At 37.8% G+C, this 17,632-nt stretch carries 17 protein-coding genes; all 17 read left to right on the top strand.

The window, feature by feature from the left end:
• The first annotated feature begins 62 nt into the window (after positions 1–62).
• A complete protein-coding gene (locus T479_RS00295; protein ID WP_024362583.1) occupies positions 63–1,274 on the top strand; it encodes a resuscitation-promoting factor in 1,212 nt (403 codons plus the stop codon).
• 168 nt (positions 1,275–1,442) lie between these two features.
• On the top strand, positions 1,443–2,009 hold the full coding sequence (rnmV, locus tag T479_RS00300; protein ID WP_024362584.1) for a ribonuclease M5: 567 nt from the start codon (positions 1,443–1,445) through the stop codon (positions 2,007–2,009).
• A complete protein-coding gene (gene rsmA, locus T479_RS00305; RefSeq protein WP_025218327.1) occupies positions 2,002–2,883 on the top strand; it encodes a 16S rRNA (adenine(1518)-N(6)/adenine(1519)-N(6))-dimethyltransferase RsmA in 882 nt (293 codons plus the stop codon). Before rnmV ends, rsmA begins: the two co-directional genes overlap by 8 nt.
• Before the next feature lie 156 nt (positions 2,884–3,039).
• Positions 3,040–3,300, top strand: coding sequence for a biofilm formation stimulator Veg (gene veg / locus T479_RS00310; RefSeq protein WP_024362586.1), 261 nt, complete (start codon positions 3,040–3,042; stop codon positions 3,298–3,300).
• Positions 3,301–3,414: 114 nt separating this feature from the next.
• Positions 3,415–3,594, top strand: coding sequence for a small, acid-soluble spore protein, alpha/beta type (locus T479_RS00315; RefSeq protein WP_004229193.1), 180 nt, complete (start codon positions 3,415–3,417; stop codon positions 3,592–3,594).
• A gap of 211 nt (positions 3,595–3,805) precedes the next feature.
• Positions 3,806–4,672: a 4-(cytidine 5'-diphospho)-2-C-methyl-D-erythritol kinase gene (ispE, locus tag T479_RS00320; RefSeq protein WP_024362587.1), complete on the top strand. Its 867-nt coding sequence runs from the start codon at positions 3,806–3,808 to the stop codon at positions 4,670–4,672.
• 56 nt (positions 4,673–4,728) lie between these two features.
• Positions 4,729–5,556, top strand: coding sequence for a pur operon repressor (purR, locus tag T479_RS00325; protein ID WP_024362588.1), 828 nt, complete (start codon positions 4,729–4,731; stop codon positions 5,554–5,556).
• A gap of 3 nt (positions 5,557–5,559) precedes the next feature.
• Complete coding sequence (locus T479_RS00330) at positions 5,560–5,934, top strand: RidA family protein (RefSeq protein ID WP_024362589.1); 375 nt, start codon at positions 5,560–5,562, stop codon at positions 5,932–5,934.
• A gap of 343 nt (positions 5,935–6,277) precedes the next feature.
• Positions 6,278–6,580, top strand: coding sequence for a septation regulator SpoVG (spoVG, locus tag T479_RS00335; RefSeq protein ID WP_024362590.1), 303 nt, complete (start codon positions 6,278–6,280; stop codon positions 6,578–6,580).
• A 272-nt stretch (positions 6,581–6,852) separates the two neighbouring features.
• Complete coding sequence (glmU, locus tag T479_RS00340; RefSeq protein WP_025218328.1) at positions 6,853–8,223, top strand: bifunctional UDP-N-acetylglucosamine diphosphorylase/glucosamine-1-phosphate N-acetyltransferase GlmU; 1,371 nt, start codon at positions 6,853–6,855, stop codon at positions 8,221–8,223.
• A 24-nt stretch (positions 8,224–8,247) separates the two neighbouring features.
• Positions 8,248–9,207 carry a ribose-phosphate diphosphokinase gene (locus T479_RS00345; RefSeq protein WP_024362592.1) on the top strand — a complete coding sequence of 320 codons (960 nt, stop codon included), beginning with the start codon at positions 8,248–8,250 and terminating at the stop codon, positions 9,205–9,207.
• A gap of 481 nt (positions 9,208–9,688) precedes the next feature.
• Positions 9,689–10,279 (top strand): 50S ribosomal protein L25/general stress protein Ctc, encoded by a 591-nt coding sequence (locus T479_RS00350; protein WP_038509329.1) that lies wholly within the window; start codon positions 9,689–9,691, stop codon positions 10,277–10,279.
• 211 nt (positions 10,280–10,490) lie between these two features.
• Positions 10,491–11,054, top strand: coding sequence for an aminoacyl-tRNA hydrolase (gene pth, locus T479_RS00355; RefSeq protein ID WP_024362593.1), 564 nt, complete (start codon positions 10,491–10,493; stop codon positions 11,052–11,054).
• Positions 11,055–11,114: 60 nt separating this feature from the next.
• Positions 11,115–11,342, top strand: coding sequence for an anti-sigma-F factor Fin (locus tag T479_RS00360; RefSeq protein WP_024362594.1), 228 nt, complete (start codon positions 11,115–11,117; stop codon positions 11,340–11,342).
• Positions 11,343–11,611: 269 nt separating this feature from the next.
• On the top strand, positions 11,612–15,124 hold the full coding sequence (gene mfd / locus T479_RS00365) for a transcription-repair coupling factor (RefSeq protein ID WP_025218329.1): 3,513 nt from the start codon (positions 11,612–11,614) through the stop codon (positions 15,122–15,124).
• A gap of 188 nt (positions 15,125–15,312) precedes the next feature.
• Positions 15,313–15,849: a stage V sporulation protein T gene (gene spoVT, locus T479_RS00370; protein WP_024362596.1), complete on the top strand. Its 537-nt coding sequence runs from the start codon at positions 15,313–15,315 to the stop codon at positions 15,847–15,849.
• Positions 15,850–16,009: 160 nt separating this feature from the next.
• The gene (locus tag T479_RS00375) at positions 16,010–17,629 is read left to right on the top strand and encodes a putative polysaccharide biosynthesis protein (RefSeq protein WP_025218330.1); all 1,620 of its coding nucleotides are present in this window, start codon (positions 16,010–16,012) and stop codon (positions 17,627–17,629) included.
• The last annotated feature ends 3 nt before the right edge of the window (positions 17,630–17,632 follow it).

Raw genomic sequence — 17,632 nt, forward strand, 5'->3', positions numbered from 1 at the left:
CGGGTTGACAGTGCTAAATCTAGTCCGTATAATCCAACTTTGTATTAAGGAGGCGTTTTTTCATGTCAAATAATTCCATGAAAAACTTGTTCTTAGGATCATTGAGGAGTAAGCAAACAGTGATAAGAATTGTTTCACTTGTCCTGTTTGTGTCAGTAATTTCATTCGTACTTTATCAAGGTACTAAAAAATCCGTAACGCTTAACGCTAACGGAGAAGCAATTGAAGTATCAACACATGCTAAAACTGTAGAAGAACTATTACAAAATCAAAATATAGACGTAGCAGCGCATGACAAAATATCACCCTCTCTGAATGCCAAAATTGTTAATGGTTTAGCAATTACTTGGGAACAGGCAAAAGAAGTAACAATTTCAGTTGATGGAAATCAGTCAAAAGTTTGGACAACTGAAAAACTAGTGAAAGACATTTTGAAGGAAGCAAATATCGAAGTATCAGAACATGATTCATTAGCGCAAGGTTTGGATACAGAAGTAGGAGCAGATAACAAAATCGATATTCAAAAAGCGTTTCAGGTAACGCTTGTCGATGGTTTAGAAAACAGACAAGTTTGGTCCACTTCGACTACGGTCGCTAACTTTTTAAAACAACAAGGAATTCAACTTAATGAATTCGATCGTGTCGAGAATAACCTGGAGGACGTTATCACTCCAGAGAGTAAAATCGCAGTAGTTCGCGTAGAAAAGGTTATCGATGTAGTGGAAGACTCTATTGATTTCGCAATTGAAAAGAAGCAAGATGCTTCTTTGCTTAAAGGAAAACAAAAAGTTGTCACGACGGGCGAGAAGGGTACAGTTTCTCGAACGTATGAAGTCGTGAAAGAAAACGGCAAAATTGTGGCAAAAAATTTACAATCTGAAAACGTCATAAAAGAGCCAAAGAAACAAGTAGTTGCTGTTGGTGCAAAAAAATTAGTAGCTAGCGCAACAACTGTGTCTCGTGGTTCAGCGGAGCCTGCTAGTGGGAAAGAATTTTATGTAACGGCAACAGCATATACACCGTATTGTAAAGGCTGTTCAGGTACATCAGCTACTGGCATTAACTTGCGTTCAGGTTCTGGCTTAAAGGTAATCGCAGTAGATCCATCCGTTATTAAACTTGGCTCAAAGGTATGGGTTGAAGGCTATGGAACAGCTATTGCTGGGGATACTGGTGGTTCAATTAAGGGTAATAAGATCGATATACTTGTACAAACAGATGCTCAAGCCCGCAACTGGGGACGTAAGAAAGTGCGTATTAAAGTATTAAATTAAAAAAATTGTAAAATATAACAAAATGTTTTTCACTAAGCATTGGCTTTCCTGTATTGACTGGCGGGAAAGCTTTTTTCACGTATAGAACCGACTAACTTTGTATTTCTGTACAATCACACAGGGCAGTTGTAAAATGGTCTGAAGATAAGGTAGAAAAGAGGAGCCTTTTTGCAAATTCAAGAAGTCATTGTCGTTGAAGGAAAAGATGATACAACAGCCATTAAGCGAGCTGTTCAAGCAGATACTATTGAAACAAATGGATCTGCAATTTCAGAGGAGACGCTTAAACGAATTCAGCATGCACAGGATAAACGAGGAGTCATTGTGTTTACAGATCCTGATTATCCAGGACGGCGAATTCGAGCTATTATTGAGCAACATGTCTCAGGGGTAAAACATGCCTTTTTACCAAAATCAAAAACAATTGCAAAAAACGGTAAAGGTTTAGGCATTGAGCATGCGGCAGATGAGGATATTCGCGAAGCGTTAAGTCTTGTCTATACGCCAAATAACAATGAGCCCATTACCGATGATATTACGCTAGAAGATTTAATGACCGCTCGTTTAATCGGTCATCCATTGGCGAAAAGACGCCGTGATCGTCTAGGTGAAATATTGAATATTGGTGCAACAAATGGTAAACAACTTCATAAAAGATTGAAAATGTTTCAAATAACAGAACAGCAATTTGGTGCTGCTGTCGCACAGGTAGATCAGGAGGAAAATAATGCATAAGGATATTGCAACACCCATTCGAACACAGGAAATTTTAAAAAAATATGGATTTTCATTTAAAAAGAGCTTAGGTCAAAATTTTTTAATCGATCCGAACATTTTAAGAAACATTGTTAGTCATGCGAATTTGACAGAAAACAGTGGTGCAATTGAAGTAGGTCCAGGTATTGGCGCATTAACGGAGCATTTGGCACGCAGCGCAAAAAAGGTCGTATCGTTTGAAATCGATCAGCGTTTATTACCAGTACTAGCCGATACATTAAGTCCATATAATAATGTGTCTATCGTGCATTCCGATATTTTAAAAGCAGATGTTGCTAAAGTAATTGAGGAAGAAATGCCAGGTATTGAGGATATTATGGTTGTTGCTAATTTACCCTATTATGTTACGACGCCTATTTTAATGAAGTTGTTAAATGATCGTCTACCAATCCGTGGTTTTGTGGTGATGATGCAGAAAGAAGTAGCGGATCGTATTACAGCGAAACCAGGAACAAAAGAATATGGTTCATTATCGATTGCCATTCAGTATTACGTGAAAGCAGAAATTGCGATGACTGTACCGAAAACTGTTTTTATGCCACAACCAAATGTAGATTCAGCAGTTATTCGTCTTATTAAGCATGATGCGCCACCGGTTAATGTGATTGATGAGGATTTTCTTTTTGTTGTCACAAGAGCGTCATTTGTACAGCGTCGTAAAACCATCTTAAATAATTTACAATCGGGTTTACCAAATGGTAAGGCCAATAAAGATAAAATCATCGAGGCTTTAGAATCTGTAAATATTGAGCCAACTCGTCGTGGTGAAACACTTTCCATTCAAGAGTTTGGGAAGCTTGCAGATGCTCTTTATCCAACCTTTGCAAAGTAAAAAATTTTGTTACATTTTCATGTGATATGAAAAAAAAACGTATTTTTTCAAAAAAAATAAGTTGACAACATTTATGAAGGGCTGATAAAATATTATATTTTGTTGACATTTTTGGGCGTATCACTTATACTAGGTATTAGTGAGGTGTAAGCGAAAATGCCAAAAACTTTAGCGGACATTAAAAAGTCGTTGGATTGTCATTTGGGTAAACGTTTGCAGTTAAAAGCAAACGGTGGTCGCAAGAAAACGATCGAGTGTGCAGGGATATTGCGCGAAACATATCGTGCAATTTTTGTAGTTGAGCTTGATCAAGAAGACAATACGTGCAAACGCGTATCGTATAGCTACACAGATATTTTAACTGAGGCAGTAGAGATTACATTTTTAGACGAAGCAAAGGCTGCTGTCGCGAAATAGTTTCTAGTACTTATTTCTATATTTTGGAGCACTCATGTATGTCAAAAACTACATGAGTGCTTTTCGTTTTATCGGACATACTAATGTCGTCAGTTGTTACAAGGAGGAGTTTATATGCCTAGAAAAGGTATCATGTCACCTCGTTTAAAAGAAGAGATCGCCAAAGAACTTGGATTTTATGATGTTGTGCAAAAAGAAGGTTGGGGCGGCATTAAAGCTCGAGATGCTGGTAATATGGTGAAACGTGCCATTGAGATGGCGGAAAGAGCAAGCAGTGAACAAGAGCGTAAGTAGTCTACTTTGCCTAAAATAGGTTGCTTACATTTATTTACTTCATTTAGCTAGGGTTGCCTATGCTGAACACAACAAAACAACTGACGAGAGAGAACCGTTATAAAACGGTTCTTTTTTCAGTTTGCTTTCTCATTATGGTAAAATAAAATGAATTATCTTGCGCGAAAAATGAATGGCTGTTTCTGCGTGTAGTTATGAGGGAGGAAGTAAGATGCTTTATGTAAAGGCGCCTGCAAAAATTAATTTAACATTAGATGTTCTTTATAAACGACCAGATAATTATCACGAAGTGGAGATGGTCATGACGACTGTCGATTTGGCAGATCGTATTAGCTTAGAATCTCGAGAAGATGGAGTTATCGAAATTATTTCAACGGATAATTTCGTACCAAATGATCACCGCAACTTTGCTTATCAAGCAGCGCGTCTTATAAAAGATACATACGGCATTAGACAAGGTGTATCCATTACAATTGAAAAAGAAATACCGATCGCTGCAGGTCTTGCAGGAGGCAGTAGTGATGCAGCGGCGACACTAAAAGGCTTAAATGAACTTTGGAATTTAAACTTGTCCATAGATGAGTTAGCAGAGCTTGGTGCTAAAATCGGCTCTGATGTATCTTTTTGTGTATACGGAGGTACAGCGCTAGCAACTGGACGTGGAGAAAAAATTCAAGAATTACCTGCTCCGCCAAGCTGTTGGGTTGTATTAGCCAAGCCTAAAATAGGTGTATCAACAGCGGAAGTATATGGAGGATTGAAAGTTGAAGGACTTGAGCATCCAAATACAAAGCAAATGATTCAAGCGATTGAGACGGATAATTATGAACTATTATGTGCATCTTTAGGAAATGTTTTGGAAACTGTAACATTTAAGTTGCATCCAGAAGTTATTATGTTAAAAGAGCAGATGCGACGTTTTGGAGCAGATGCGACATTAATGAGCGGAAGCGGTCCAACGGTCTTTGGCCTTGTGGATAGTGAGGCTCGTGTAAGTCGAATTTACAATGGCTTACGAGGCTTTTGTGAAGAAGTATATGCTGTGCGCATTTTAGGGGAGCGAAATACGCTTGCTTAAAAACGCATATTTGTGTTAATTTTACCTATAAATATTCGTGTTTAGGAGAGGGTCGCATGAAATGGAAGCGTAGTGAACGACTAGTTGATATGACGTACTATTTACTAGAACATCCACATCAGCTGATCCCGCTAACTTATTTTTCAGAATTATATCAATCAGCAAAGTCTTCAATTAGCGAAGATTTAACGATTGTAAAAGAAACTTTCGAAGAAAAAGGAATCGGGTTATTGACAACAGTGCCAGGGGCTGCAGGTGGTGTGAAGTATATTCCTAAAATGTCCGAAGAGGAAGTTCGTTTAGTTATTCAGGATTTAAAAGCAGAACTTGAACATTCTGATCGTTTGTTACCTGGTGGCTATTTATTTATGACGGATTTACTGGGCAATCCAGATTTAATTAATCGAGTTGGTAAGGTCTTTGCATCTGCCTTTGCTGACCAACAAATTGATGTCATTATGACAGTGGCAACAAAGGGAATATCTATTGCCCATGCCATAGCAAGACACTTAAATGTACCGGTAGTAGTTGTTCGTAGAGACAGCAAAGTAACAGAAGGTTCTACAGTCAGCATAAACTACGTATCTGGTTCTTCTCGTAGAATTCAGACAATGGTATTATCAAAAAGAAGCATGAAGAGTGGACAGCGCGTACTGATTACCGATGATTTTATGAAGGTCGGAGGTACGATGAACGGTATGAAAAATCTACTAGAAGAGTTTGACTGTCAACTAGCAGGTATCGCGGTTCTTGTTGAAGCAGAGCATGCCGATGAAACTTTAGTAGATGATTACTATTCACTTGTAAAGCTTCATGAGGTAAATGAAAAAGATCGTACGATTGCATTAAGTGAAGGAAATTATTTTACAAAAAGGGAGAAATGACAAATGAATGTAGTATCTACAACAAATGCACCAGCAGCAATTGGACCATATGCACAAGGCATAATTGTAAATGGGATGTTTTATAGTTCAGGTCAAATTCCGCTTACTGCAACAGGGGAATTAGTAGAAGGTGATATCGCCGCTCAAACACACCAAGTCTTTGCTAATCTAAAGGCAGTGTTAGAGGCTGCTGGTTCATCATTAGACAATGTAGTAAAAACTACTGTCTTTATGAAGGATATGAATGACTTTGTGGCAATGAACGAAGTCTATGCTAGTCACTTTGGCGAACATAAGCCAGCTCGTTCGGCAGTGGAAGTAGCTCGTTTACCAAAAGATGTGAAAGTCGAAATAGAAGTAATAGCCGTTGTAAAATAAAATAAGCGCCCTTTAAAAGAACAATAACTCTTTTAAAGGGTTTTTTACTAATACTCACAATTTCTTACGAGTGCCATTTTAAGTAGTTATCTTAGATATCTAAAAAATTGTTTACTTAGAAAATGTAGCTGGATTACAGAAAAACATAAAAGATTCGTTAGTTTTCCAAAAATTTGACAAACTATTGTCAAATTTACGATGAACTAGAGAAAATATTATAGTGAATTAAAAATGAAGTATTCAAATTTTTTAGAAAATTTGTTAGACTATGAAAAGGAAAATATTCGGTAATAGGAATATAAATATTTTCATTTAGGCATCTAAGATGAGAGGTGGTGAGAAAATGGAAGTTACTGATGTGAGATTACGTCATGTTCAAACGGATGGTCGCATGCGTGCGATTGCTTCCATTACACTCGACAATGAGTTTGTGGTACATGATATCCGTGTAATTGATGGCAATACAGGCTTATTCGTTGCTATGCCAAGTAAACGTACACCGGATGGAGAATTTAGAGATATTGCGCATCCGATTAATTCAACGACACGTAACAAAATTCAAGAGATTATTTTAAACGCTTATCATAACTCGAGCGACACGCCTGAGTCAGAACAAGCAGCCGAATTAGAAGGAATTGGCGTATAGTTTTATGAAAATAAATGGTCGTTTAAAGGTTATTTACAAAATAAGGACTTTTTGGCGATGAAAAATAGAAAGAACTCCTCAATGAATGAAGGGTTCTTTTTATTTTTCAAAAAAGAGAAAACGGGCAGATTTTAGTGCATAGCTGATAACAATCGAGCATAAGCCGTGTTTGATTTAGGAATTCACTTTTTAGTCAATTCTACATGCCTTGAAAATAGATGAATTTTGCTATATAGTCATAAGAGAAAATGAGCGTATTGGAGGACTTACTGATGAGCAATATTTTTGCTGTCATTTTGGCTGCAGGTCAAGGTACACGTATGAAGTCCAAATTATATAAAGTGCTCCATCCAGTATGTGGGAAGCCCATGGTACAACATGTAGTGGATCACATTCAAACGTTAGATGTCGAGCGCATCGTAACGGTTGTAGGACATGGTGCAGAAAAAGTAAAACAACAACTTGGCGATAAAAGTGAGTATGTTTTACAAGCTGAACAACTAGGTACAGCACATGCAGTACAACAAGCAGAGTCAATTTTAGGTAGCGAGCAAGGAACAACATTAGTTGTTTGCGGTGATACGCCACTTATTCGTCCTGAAACGATGAAAGCGTTATTTGAGCATCATCTAGCAAATAATGCAAAAGCGACAATTTTAACAGCTGTTGCTGAAAATCCAACTGGCTATGGTCGTATTTTACGTGGCGATAATGGACAGGTGGAACAAATTGTTGAACAAAAAGATGCAAGTGTAGAGCAGCAACGAGTAAAAGAAATTAATACGGGGACATACTGCTTCGATAACAAGGCGTTGTTTGAGACGTTAAAGCTTGTGAAAAATGACAATGCACAGGGCGAATATTATTTACCTGATGTAATTGAAATTTTACAAAAGCAAGGCGATATCGTTGAAGCATATGTAACCGATGATTTTGAAGAAACACTCGGTGTCAATGACCGTGTGGCATTGTCACAGGCGGAGACATTAATGCGTGCACGTATTAATGAACGTCATATGCGTAATGGTGTAACAATCATTAACCCAACTGCTACTTACATTAGTTCAGACGCAGTCATTGGACGTGATACTGTTCTACAACCTGGCTCTATGATTGAAGGAGCAACGGTAATAGGAGAAGATTGTATTATTGGCCCAAATTCACAAATTATTGATAGTCGTATTGGTGACCGTACTTCAGTACATTCCTCTGTTGTAAGAGAAAGCACTGTAGCGGAAGATACAGCGATTGGACCATTTGCACATATTCGTCCACTATCTGATATCGGTAGCCATGTTAAAATCGGTAACTTTGTAGAAGTGAAGAAAAGTACACTAGGTCATGATACAAAAGTATCCCATTTAAGCTATATTGGAGATGCTGAAATAGGAAATAACGTCAATGTTGGCTGTGGTTCTATTACAGTGAACTATGATGGGAAAAACAAATTCCAAACAATTATTGAAGATGATGTATTTGTAGGATGTAATACTAACTTAGTAGCGCCAGTGAAAGTTGGAAAAGGTTCATTTATTGCAGCAGGATCTACAATTACAAAAGAAGTTCCTGAAGATGCGCTAGCAATTGCTCGTGCAAGACAAGAAAACAAACCGAATTATGTAAGCAAATTAAATTCAAAATAATTATCAACTAAACAGGAGGCCATCATGCCGTATCAATATGCAAACTCACAATTAAAAATATTTTCACTCAATTCTAATAATCCACTTGCCCAAGAAATTGCGCAAGAAATGGGAGTTGAATTAGGGAAATCTTCTGTTAAGCACTTTAGCGATGGAGAGATTCAAATTAGCATTGAAGAAAGTATTCGTGGTTGTGACGTGTTTATCGTGCAGTCAACTTCTGCACCTGTAAACGAACATTTAATGGAGCTTTTAATTATGGTAGATGCTGTAAAACGCGCATCTGCACGTACAGTTAACGTTGTAATGCCTTACTATGGTTATGCTCGTCAAGACCGTAAAGCAAAAGCGCGTGAGCCAATTACAGCTAAATTAGTGGCAAACTTACTTGAAACGGCTGGTGCAACACGTGTTATCGTTTTAGATTTACATGCACCACAAATCCAAGGTTTCTTCGATATTTTAATCGATCACTTAATGGCGGTACCTTTACTATCTGATTACTTCAAATCAAAAGGTATTCCTGCTGAGGAAATCGTAATTGTTTCACCTGACCATGGTGGAGTAACGCGTGCACGTAAAATGGCAGAACGTTTAAAAGCACCAATTGCAATAATTGACAAACGCCGTCCAAAACCAAATGTTGCAGAAGTGATGAACATCGTTGGTAATGTTGATGGTAAAGTGGCAATCTTGATTGATGATATTATCGATACTGCAGGTACAATTACGATTGGCGCTGATGCATTACGTGCTGCGGGTGCAAAAGAAGTGTATGCATGTTGCTCACATCCAGTACTGTCTGGTCCAGCTATCGAGCGTATTGAAAACTCTGCGATTAAAGAATTAGTAGTAACAAATACAATTCAACTTTCTGAAGAGAAAAAATCACCAAAAATTACAGAGCTTTCAGTAGCTAAATTAATGGCAGATGCAATTTCTCGCGTTTACGAAAACAAATCAGTAAGTACTTTATTCGATTAATTAAGTTCAGTTTATAATGTTTTTCTGGATAGATGCATTTTTATAAAGCAAAAGGCGGCGCACTCCATCGAAGGAAAGTGACCGCCTTAGCTTAGCAAAAATATATATATTATATTTATTTTAAAGCTTTTAAAATGGTTATCTGCAAAGCTAGAAATACAAATTATGGGATTCATTTCAGTTTTACGTAAAAGAATTAGCATAATATGTGACAAAAAAAGGACAAATCTACATTTATGAGTAGATTTGTCCTTTTTGCGTAGCGGTTATGTGTGAAGATTTTCATTAAGGGGTATAATAGTAATTGTTACTGCTTAATATCTGCATTCATATGTAAAATGAATGTAAATATTATAAAAAATTTCAGCGTTGTTAAAAACTCTTAACAGAACGAATAAATATTTATATTAAAATTCTGTAAATAGGTTGCGACTACGGTGAAATAAATCATTAATTTTTCTTGGAAGGGGAAGGTATAGATATGAGTACCGTGTTAAGTGTAAATAAGCGCGAAACTGGGCATCGTTCGACATTAACCCAACTTAGAAAAGGGGGAGCCATTCCTGCTGTTATTTATGGCTACAAACTAGATTCAACCCCAATTTCTATTTCAGCGAAAGAATTTAGGCAATTCGTTCAAAAAAATGGGCGTAATGGTGTTATTCCGGTGGAGTTAGATGGTGAACGGGTAAATGTCGTTGTATCAGAAGTACAAAAATGTACACTGAAAGATGAAGTGAATCATGTTGATTTTTTAGCAATTAATATGACTGAAGAATTAGAAGTAGATGTTGCAGTAACACTTATTGGAGAATCCGTTGGTGTAAGTGAAGGTGGCATTTTAATGCAGCCAAACTTAGAAGTAAGAATTAAAGTAAAACCTACTGATATTCCGGAAACATTAGAAATTGATATTACGAAACTAGCAATTGGAGAATCTATCATGGTAGCAGATATTCGCAATCAAGTAGACTTTGAAATTGTGAACGAAGATGATCATATCTTAGCAACAATTATGGCACCAACCGTATCGGCAGAAGATGAAGAAGTCGAAGAAAGTGTTGAGGCATAAGGTTAAATAGACGTTAGTAGGGAAGGCTATCGAGGAAGTCGTAAAAGACGGACTTGATAGTCTTTTTTTTATTGGAAAAGCGATAATGATATTAATGGTGAATGGATTTTTAGCATATGGATAATTGTTCAGAAGTGGTATGAACGAAATGCTTTCTTAGAGCGCAGTATGGTAAAATAATGACTATTAGATTGAAAGAAGTGAGGTACTTATGAAAATTATCGTTGGTTTAGGAAATCCAGGTAAACCTTATGAGCATACAAGACATAATATTGGCTTTGATGTCATAGATGCATTAGCGAAAAAGTGGGATGCACCATTAACGAATTCGAAATTTAATGGCATGTATGCTACTGTACATCGTCCTGAAGGAAAGGTTCTACTTGTTAAGCCTTTAACATATATGAATTTATCAGGGGAATGTGTTAGACCTCTCATGGACTATTTTGATATAGATGTGAAGGATCTAATCGTTATTTATGATGATTTAGATTTAGAAACAGGCAAATTGCGTTTGCGTCAAAAAGGCAGTGCGGGCGGGCATAATGGTATTAAATCGCTAATTCAGCATTTAGGAACACAGGAATTTAACCGAATTCGTATTGGTGTGAGTCGCCCACCAGCAGGCATGAAGGTAGCGGATTATGTGCTATCTAAGTTTTCTAAAGAAGAGAATATTATTATGGCTGATGCTATTGATAATAGTGTTCATGCAATAGAAGCGTCTCTTTCAAAACCATTTCTTGATGTGATGAACCAATTTAACGGTGCATAATCTTTTTCCTAAATGTCTATACTTTAAGTAGTAAGTTGCTTAAAGGAGGATGATTTGGAGATGGCAATTCGCTACCGGTGTAGGCATTGTGAAGTAGAAATAGGAACACTACCATTTGATGCAGATGATACAATTCGAAAGTTGCATATTTTTGAGTTAGGTGAGGCAGACGATTATGTTGAAAAGAATCAACATGGTGAAACAACCGTCCACTGCATTTGTGAGCAATGTGAGGATTCGCTTAGACAATATCCAGATTATCACGCACTCAATAAATGGATTCAATAATTGGAAGGATGCTTTGGCGCACAATATGTGCGTCCAAAGCTTTTTCCGTTTTTATTTTTTGAAGCACATGGTTACACTGCTTTTAATAATATGAAAAAAATCGATACACATAGAGAATCATCTTTTTAAACTAAAAGTGAACTAACTAGGACAATTACACAAAGGTGAACATGATAATTAGACAATGGGAATGTGTAATAGTGTACTAGATTAATAGTATAAAACACATTGAATAATTAGAATTTTCGCACTGAAAGGAGCTTTTGACTGTGGAAGTTTTACGACAGCTTGTGTCGCAGGACAAACATATCACATCATTTTTACAGGAGATTCAGAGCGGCAATACAGCATCACAGCTTATTACAGGTTTAACAGGAAGCGCACGACCAGTTATGGTTGATGCGTTATTTGAACATGTGCAAAAACCCATCTATATTGTGTCACCCAATTTATTGCAGGCGCAAAAGATGGCGGATGAGCTTGTTGGGTTATTAGGAGAGGAACATGTTCACTATTACCCAGCCGATGAATTTATTGCTGCTGACTTAGCAGTTGCCTCGCCAGAGCTTCGAGCAGAGCGTATTGCGACGCTTGATTGCCTTGCGAGAGGTGAAAAAGCTGTTTATATTATCCCAATTGCTGGTTTAAGAAAAATGATGCCGCCAAAAGAGCAGTGGATTCATTATTTTTTACAGACAGCAGTCGGAGACGAAGTACAAATTGAGGAATGGTTACAGACGCTCGTAGCTATGGGCTATGTTCGTAATTCAATGGTAACGACACCTGGGGAGTTTGCGTTGCGTGGAGGGATTTTGGATATTTATCCGCCCTATTTAGAGGCGCCGATTCGAATTGAGCTATTTGATACAGAAGTGGACTCCATTCGTACATTTTCTGCGGATGACCAGCGTTCGATTGATAAATTGCGAGAAGTGCGTATTTTACCAGCATCAGAAGTAATTTTGACAATGGAAGAGCGAATTGCTTTAGCAGGTCGATTAGAAAGTGCGCTAGCGACAAGCTTGAAAAAAGTTAAGAAGCAGGAGACAAAAGAGCTGCTGTATCAACATATTCAGTATGATATTGAATTGTTGCAACAAGGGAACTTACCTGACTTTGTAAATAAATATGGCTCGTTGCTATATGATAAAACAGCTTATTTAGGCGACTATTTTGCACAAAATGGTATTGTATTATTTGATGAGCTAGGTCGTATTCAGGAGGTAATGGATGCCTGGGAACGTGAAGAGGAAGAATGGTTTTTATCGTTAATTGAAGAAGGGAAAATGGTACATGATGTGAAACCAGCCTTTTCTTTAAAGGAAATACTGGCGATGCTGTCGCAGCAGAAGCTTTATTTCTCGCTATTTTCTCGTACATTTGCGGGTATTACCTTTTCTAAAACGACTAATTTTTCATGTAAACCGATGCAACAATTCCACGGACAAATGGCATTATTACAAAGTGAAGTTGAACGATGGCAGCTTGGTAAATTTACCGTTCTAATCGTTGCTAGAGATAAAAACCGTGTGAAACGTGTACAGGAAATGCTTGAGGAATATGATATTCATGCAACAATTGGAGAGCCTCATGACCCAGGTCTATACATTGTAGAAGGCGGATTATCGAGTGGTTTTGAACTACCATTGCAGCGTCTGGCAATTGTGACAGAGGATGAATTATTTAAACAACAAGCAAAGAAAAAATCGCGCCCTCAAAAGATGACAAATGCAGAGCGTATTAAAAGCTATACAGAAATTAAAGCTGGCGACTTTGTCGTGCATGTGCATCATGGGATTGGGAAATACATTGGTGTAGAAACGCTAGTAGTTAATGGCACACATAAGGATTACTTGCATATACGCTATCGTGCAGACGATAAATTATATGTACCTGTGGAGCAAATCGATTTAATTCAAAAATATGTGGCATCTGAAGACCGCGAACCGAAGCTACATAAATTAGGTGGAGCAGAGTGGAAAAAAGCGAAAGCAAAGGTTTCCTCTGCCGTACAAGATATTGCAGATGATTTAATAAAGCTATACGCCAAGCGAGAAGCAGAAAAAGGGCATGCTTTCGCACCGGATAATGACGATCAACGTAATTTTGAGGCATCGTTCCCTTATGAAGAAACTGAGGATCAGCTTCGTTCCATAGTGGAAGTGAAACGTGATATGGAACGTGAACGACCGATGGACCGCCTTGTATGTGGTGACGTGGGTTATGGTAAAACCGAAGTAGCCATTCGTGCAGCTTTTAAAGCCATTCAGGACGGTAAACAAGTTGCCTTTTTAGTGCCTACGACGATTTTAGCGCAACAACACTACGAGACAATCCGTGATAGATTTCAGGATTTTGCTATCAATGTCGGCTTATTATCTCGTTTCCGTACGAAAAAAGAGCAAGTAGCGACTTTAAAAGGATTAAAAGAAGGGCAAGTAGATATTGTAATAGGGACTCATAGAATCTTATCTAAAGATTTAACGTTCCAAGATCTTGGCCTATTAATTGTAGATGAAGAACAGCGTTTTGGTGTTACCCATAAGGAAAAAATAAAACAATTAAAAACGAATGTGGACGTTTTAACATTAACCGCAACGCCTATTCCGAGAACGTTGCATATGTCTATGGTAGGTGTTCGTGATTTATCGGTTATTGAGACACCTCCTGCCAATCGATTCCCAGTACAAACCTATGTTATGGAGCATAGTGGGGCACTTGTGCGCGAAGCCATTGAGCGAGAAATGGCGCGTGGTGGTCAAGTATTTTACTTATACAATCGAGTAGAGGATATGGCACGTAAAGTTGAGGAGATTCAAATGCTTGTCCCGGAAGCGCGTATCGGCTATGCTCATGGCAAAATGACGGAATCGCAATTGGAATCTGTGATTTTAGCCTTTATTGAAGGGGATTATGATGTTTTAGTAACGACTACAATTATCGAAACAGGTGTTGATATTCCGAATGTAAACACACTGATTGTCCATGATGCAGATCGCATGGGCTTAGCACAGCTTTACCAATTACGTGGCCGTGTAGGTCGCTCAAATCGAGTGGCATACGCTTACTTTATGTATCAACGTGACAAAGTACTTACGGATGTAGCTGAGCAACGATTACAAGCGATAAAAGAGTTCACAGAGCTCGGATCTGGATTTAAAATTGCTATGCGTGATTTATCCATTCGAGGGGCTGGCAATTTATTAGGTGCGCAACAACATGGCTTTATTGATTCAGTTGGTTTTGACTTGTACTCCCAAATGCTAGAAGAGGCCATTGCAGAGCGACAAACTGGCGTGAAAAAAGAAGAGAAACCAGAGATAGAAATTTTACTCAACGTGGATGCTTATATTCCTGATGCGTATATACCAGACGGCTATCAAAAAATTCAGATGTATAAGCGCATTAAAGCGATGGACCAAGTGGATGAATACGAAGAAATTATGGAAGAATTACAAGACCGTTTTGGTGATTTACCAATTGAAACAGAACGATTGCTGCGTATTGCACGCATGAAGATTTGGGGATTAGAAATGGGCGTTTCTTCTATTAAGGAAAAGCAAAAGGTCATCTCCATTTTGCTATCTGAGGAAGGTTCAGCCAAGGTGGATGGAAGTAAAATTGTAAGCGAGACGATGAAGTTTGAGCGAGCTGTTGGCTTCGGTATGGATAGTATGCAATTGATATTGACAATTGATGAGCGTAAATGCATAAAATACCATCATTTTGATATATTAGAAGAAATAATGCAGATTATTGCAAATTCCAAAAAAAATATGTGAAAAAAGGCTGAACTTGTTGACAAATTGGCAAGTTCAGCCTTATTGTATGAAAAGACAAATTTTTATTAAAAAAAATTAATGTTGGATTCATAATCCTTTTCGTTCATTTTTTGCATAGATTGTCTCAAGAAAAACCATACTATTGTTGAAGAAAAATTTTAATGAATACGAAAGCGAGGCAGTTTAGCATGAAAGCAACAGGAATTGTTCGTCGTATAGATGATTTAGGACGTGTGGTAATACCAAAGGAAATTCGTAGAACGCTACGTATTCGTGAAGGTGACCCGTTAGAAATTTATACGGACCGTGAAGGTGAAATCATTTTGAAAAAATATTCTCCAATTAATGATTTAGGAGAATTCGCCCGTGAATATGTGGAAACATTATATGAAACACTAGGCACGCCGGCATTTGTAACAGACCGAGACGAAGTAATCGCTGTTGCAGGAATTGGTAAGAAGGAATACATTAATCGTCGTATTACATCCTTTGCGGAAGGTTTTATGGACGAGCGTTCAACAAAAATTGAGAAGATGGAAACAACAATTGAAATTGTTCCTGGACAATATGAGCAAGTTAAATCCTATTGTGCAACACCAATCATGGTGAACGGGGATCCTATTGGTTGTATTATTGTTTTATCTAAAGTACATTTTGTTGGCGAAGTAGAAGTAAAAGTTGTGGAAACAGCTGCTAACTTCTTATCAAAACAAATGAATAATTAATGAACATCGAAAGTTATTGTCATAACTCTTTTTAGGGTGAACAATAACTTTTTTTGTATACATAAAGCATTGCTGATAGCAAAGATTGTTCAGGTGAGCGTCAAACTTTTGAGGTATGCTATACTATTGGCATTGTTAAACGAAGGAAAGAGGACAATGTATGTCGGAACGATTTGGTATGAAAAGTTACATGAAGGGTGCAGCATTATTAACCATTGCGGCACTCATTGTGAAGATTTTAAGCGCAATTTATCGTGTGCCTTTTCAAAACCTTGTAGGTGACGAAGGATTTTATATTTACCAACAAGTGTATCCTGTAATATCCATATTTGTAGTATGGACATCGAGTGGTTTTGCTGTAGCAATTTCCAAAATGCTAGCCGATAATGATTGTGTGGTCGATGTGGAAGAACGTACACAGAGAAGACGAAGCATTATGCGGATTATATTTCGTTATTTAACGATACTCTCCTGGGTATTTTTTATTGCATTATTTGCTGGTGCGGACGTCATTGCGAAAATGATGGGAGATGCAAATCTTGCTCCTTTATTACGGACGGGGTCATTTATTGTATTGGTTATGCCGGCACTTGCTATTTTTAAGGGAGGCTTTCAATCCAGAGGGATCATGGAGCCAATTGCTTATGCACAAGTTTTGGAGCAAACGGTAAGGGTTGCTGTTATTTTGACCGGTACGTTTATCATAATGGCGACGTCAAAATCTCTCTACGGTGCTGGTCAGATGGCGATTATCGGGACCGTTATTGGAGAAGGCGTAGGCTTATTACTAATTGCGTATCTCTTTAGAAAACGCTTTGGTTCTTTTATAGGAAAACAGCAACAACGCTTAGCCAGTTTTCCGGTGTTAAAAGAAGTGACACTACTAAGTTTAAGTGTAAGTATGAGTAGTTTATTACTGCTTGGTTATCAACTAGTCGATTCTTTTACTATCTATTCGCTATTAATAGATAGCGGGATGGACCACACGATAGCGAAGGAAACGAAAGGGATTTACGATCGTGGACAACCATTAGTGCAACTTGGTGTTGTCATCGCTGCCTCATTATCTCTAGCAATCGTTCCGCTCGTTGCCCATATGTCAAATAAGCAAAATGGACGTAGTGCGTTGCCATTTATACAATTGACATATAGAGCTTCTATATTATTTGGCTGGGCTGCTTCACTAGGGTTAATATTAGTGATGCCTTATATAAATACAATGCTGTTTAAAACAGATGCATTATCGGAAGTACTGATGCTATATGTACTCCAAATTGTACCGTTGTCTATTATTTTGACATTTACAGCCATTTTGCAAGGTTTTGGGAAATTAAAAAAGCCAGCCCTGTTTTTAATGATAGGTTTTTCGTTGAAAGTACTGCTAAATGTGTTCACAATTAGGACATTAGGTGTTTTAGGTGCTGCTATTGCAAATAATGTGGGTCTGTTGTTCACAGCGTTAGCGCTTGTTTTTTACTTAAAAAAATTAACGGGTATGCAATTAGCACCTGCTAGTTTTTACAAAAAGATTAGCATTGCATCATTATGTATGGCAATAGCAGTCATACTTTGGCTTCAAATTACCCCATCTTTATTAGATGGTTTATTATCTCAACGTTTAGTGGCAGTGGTTGCTGGTTTTAGTGCGGTTTGTATTGGTGCATTTGTTATGATTACGTGCATTGCCAAGCTACGAGTACTGGCTGAAAAAGAATGGTATCTACTGCCTTTCGGTCGAAGAATGGCAGTGTATCAACTATGGTTAAATCGAAAGAAGTAGGTG

It is taken from the genome of Lysinibacillus sphaericus, assembly GCF_000600105.1.
Classification (GTDB): Bacteria; Bacillota; Bacilli; order Bacillales_A; family Planococcaceae; genus Lysinibacillus; species Lysinibacillus sphaericus.

Coding starts and splice junctions, on each gene's coding strand:
- T479_RS00295 (WP_024362583.1), top strand. CDS start 63: ATGTCAAATAATTCCATGAAAAACTTGTTCTTAGGATCATTGAGGAGT.
- rsmA (WP_025218327.1), top strand. CDS start 2,002: ATGCATAAGGATATTGCAACACCCATTCGAACACAGGAAATTTTAAAA.
- veg (WP_024362586.1), top strand. CDS start 3,040: ATGCCAAAAACTTTAGCGGACATTAAAAAGTCGTTGGATTGTCATTTG.
- T479_RS00315 (WP_004229193.1), top strand. CDS start 3,415: ATGCCTAGAAAAGGTATCATGTCACCTCGTTTAAAAGAAGAGATCGCC.
- ispE (WP_024362587.1), top strand. CDS start 3,806: ATGCTTTATGTAAAGGCGCCTGCAAAAATTAATTTAACATTAGATGTT.
- purR (WP_024362588.1), top strand. CDS start 4,729: ATGAAATGGAAGCGTAGTGAACGACTAGTTGATATGACGTACTATTTA.
- T479_RS00330 (WP_024362589.1), top strand. CDS start 5,560: ATGAATGTAGTATCTACAACAAATGCACCAGCAGCAATTGGACCATAT.
- spoVG (WP_024362590.1), top strand. CDS start 6,278: ATGGAAGTTACTGATGTGAGATTACGTCATGTTCAAACGGATGGTCGC.
- glmU (WP_025218328.1), top strand. CDS start 6,853: ATGAGCAATATTTTTGCTGTCATTTTGGCTGCAGGTCAAGGTACACGT.
- T479_RS00345 (WP_024362592.1), top strand. CDS start 8,248: ATGCCGTATCAATATGCAAACTCACAATTAAAAATATTTTCACTCAAT.
- T479_RS00350 (WP_038509329.1), top strand. CDS start 9,689: ATGAGTACCGTGTTAAGTGTAAATAAGCGCGAAACTGGGCATCGTTCG.
- pth (WP_024362593.1), top strand. CDS start 10,491: ATGAAAATTATCGTTGGTTTAGGAAATCCAGGTAAACCTTATGAGCAT.
- T479_RS00360 (WP_024362594.1), top strand. CDS start 11,115: ATGGCAATTCGCTACCGGTGTAGGCATTGTGAAGTAGAAATAGGAACA.
- spoVT (WP_024362596.1), top strand. CDS start 15,313: ATGAAAGCAACAGGAATTGTTCGTCGTATAGATGATTTAGGACGTGTG.
- T479_RS00375 (WP_025218330.1), top strand. CDS start 16,010: ATGTCGGAACGATTTGGTATGAAAAGTTACATGAAGGGTGCAGCATTA.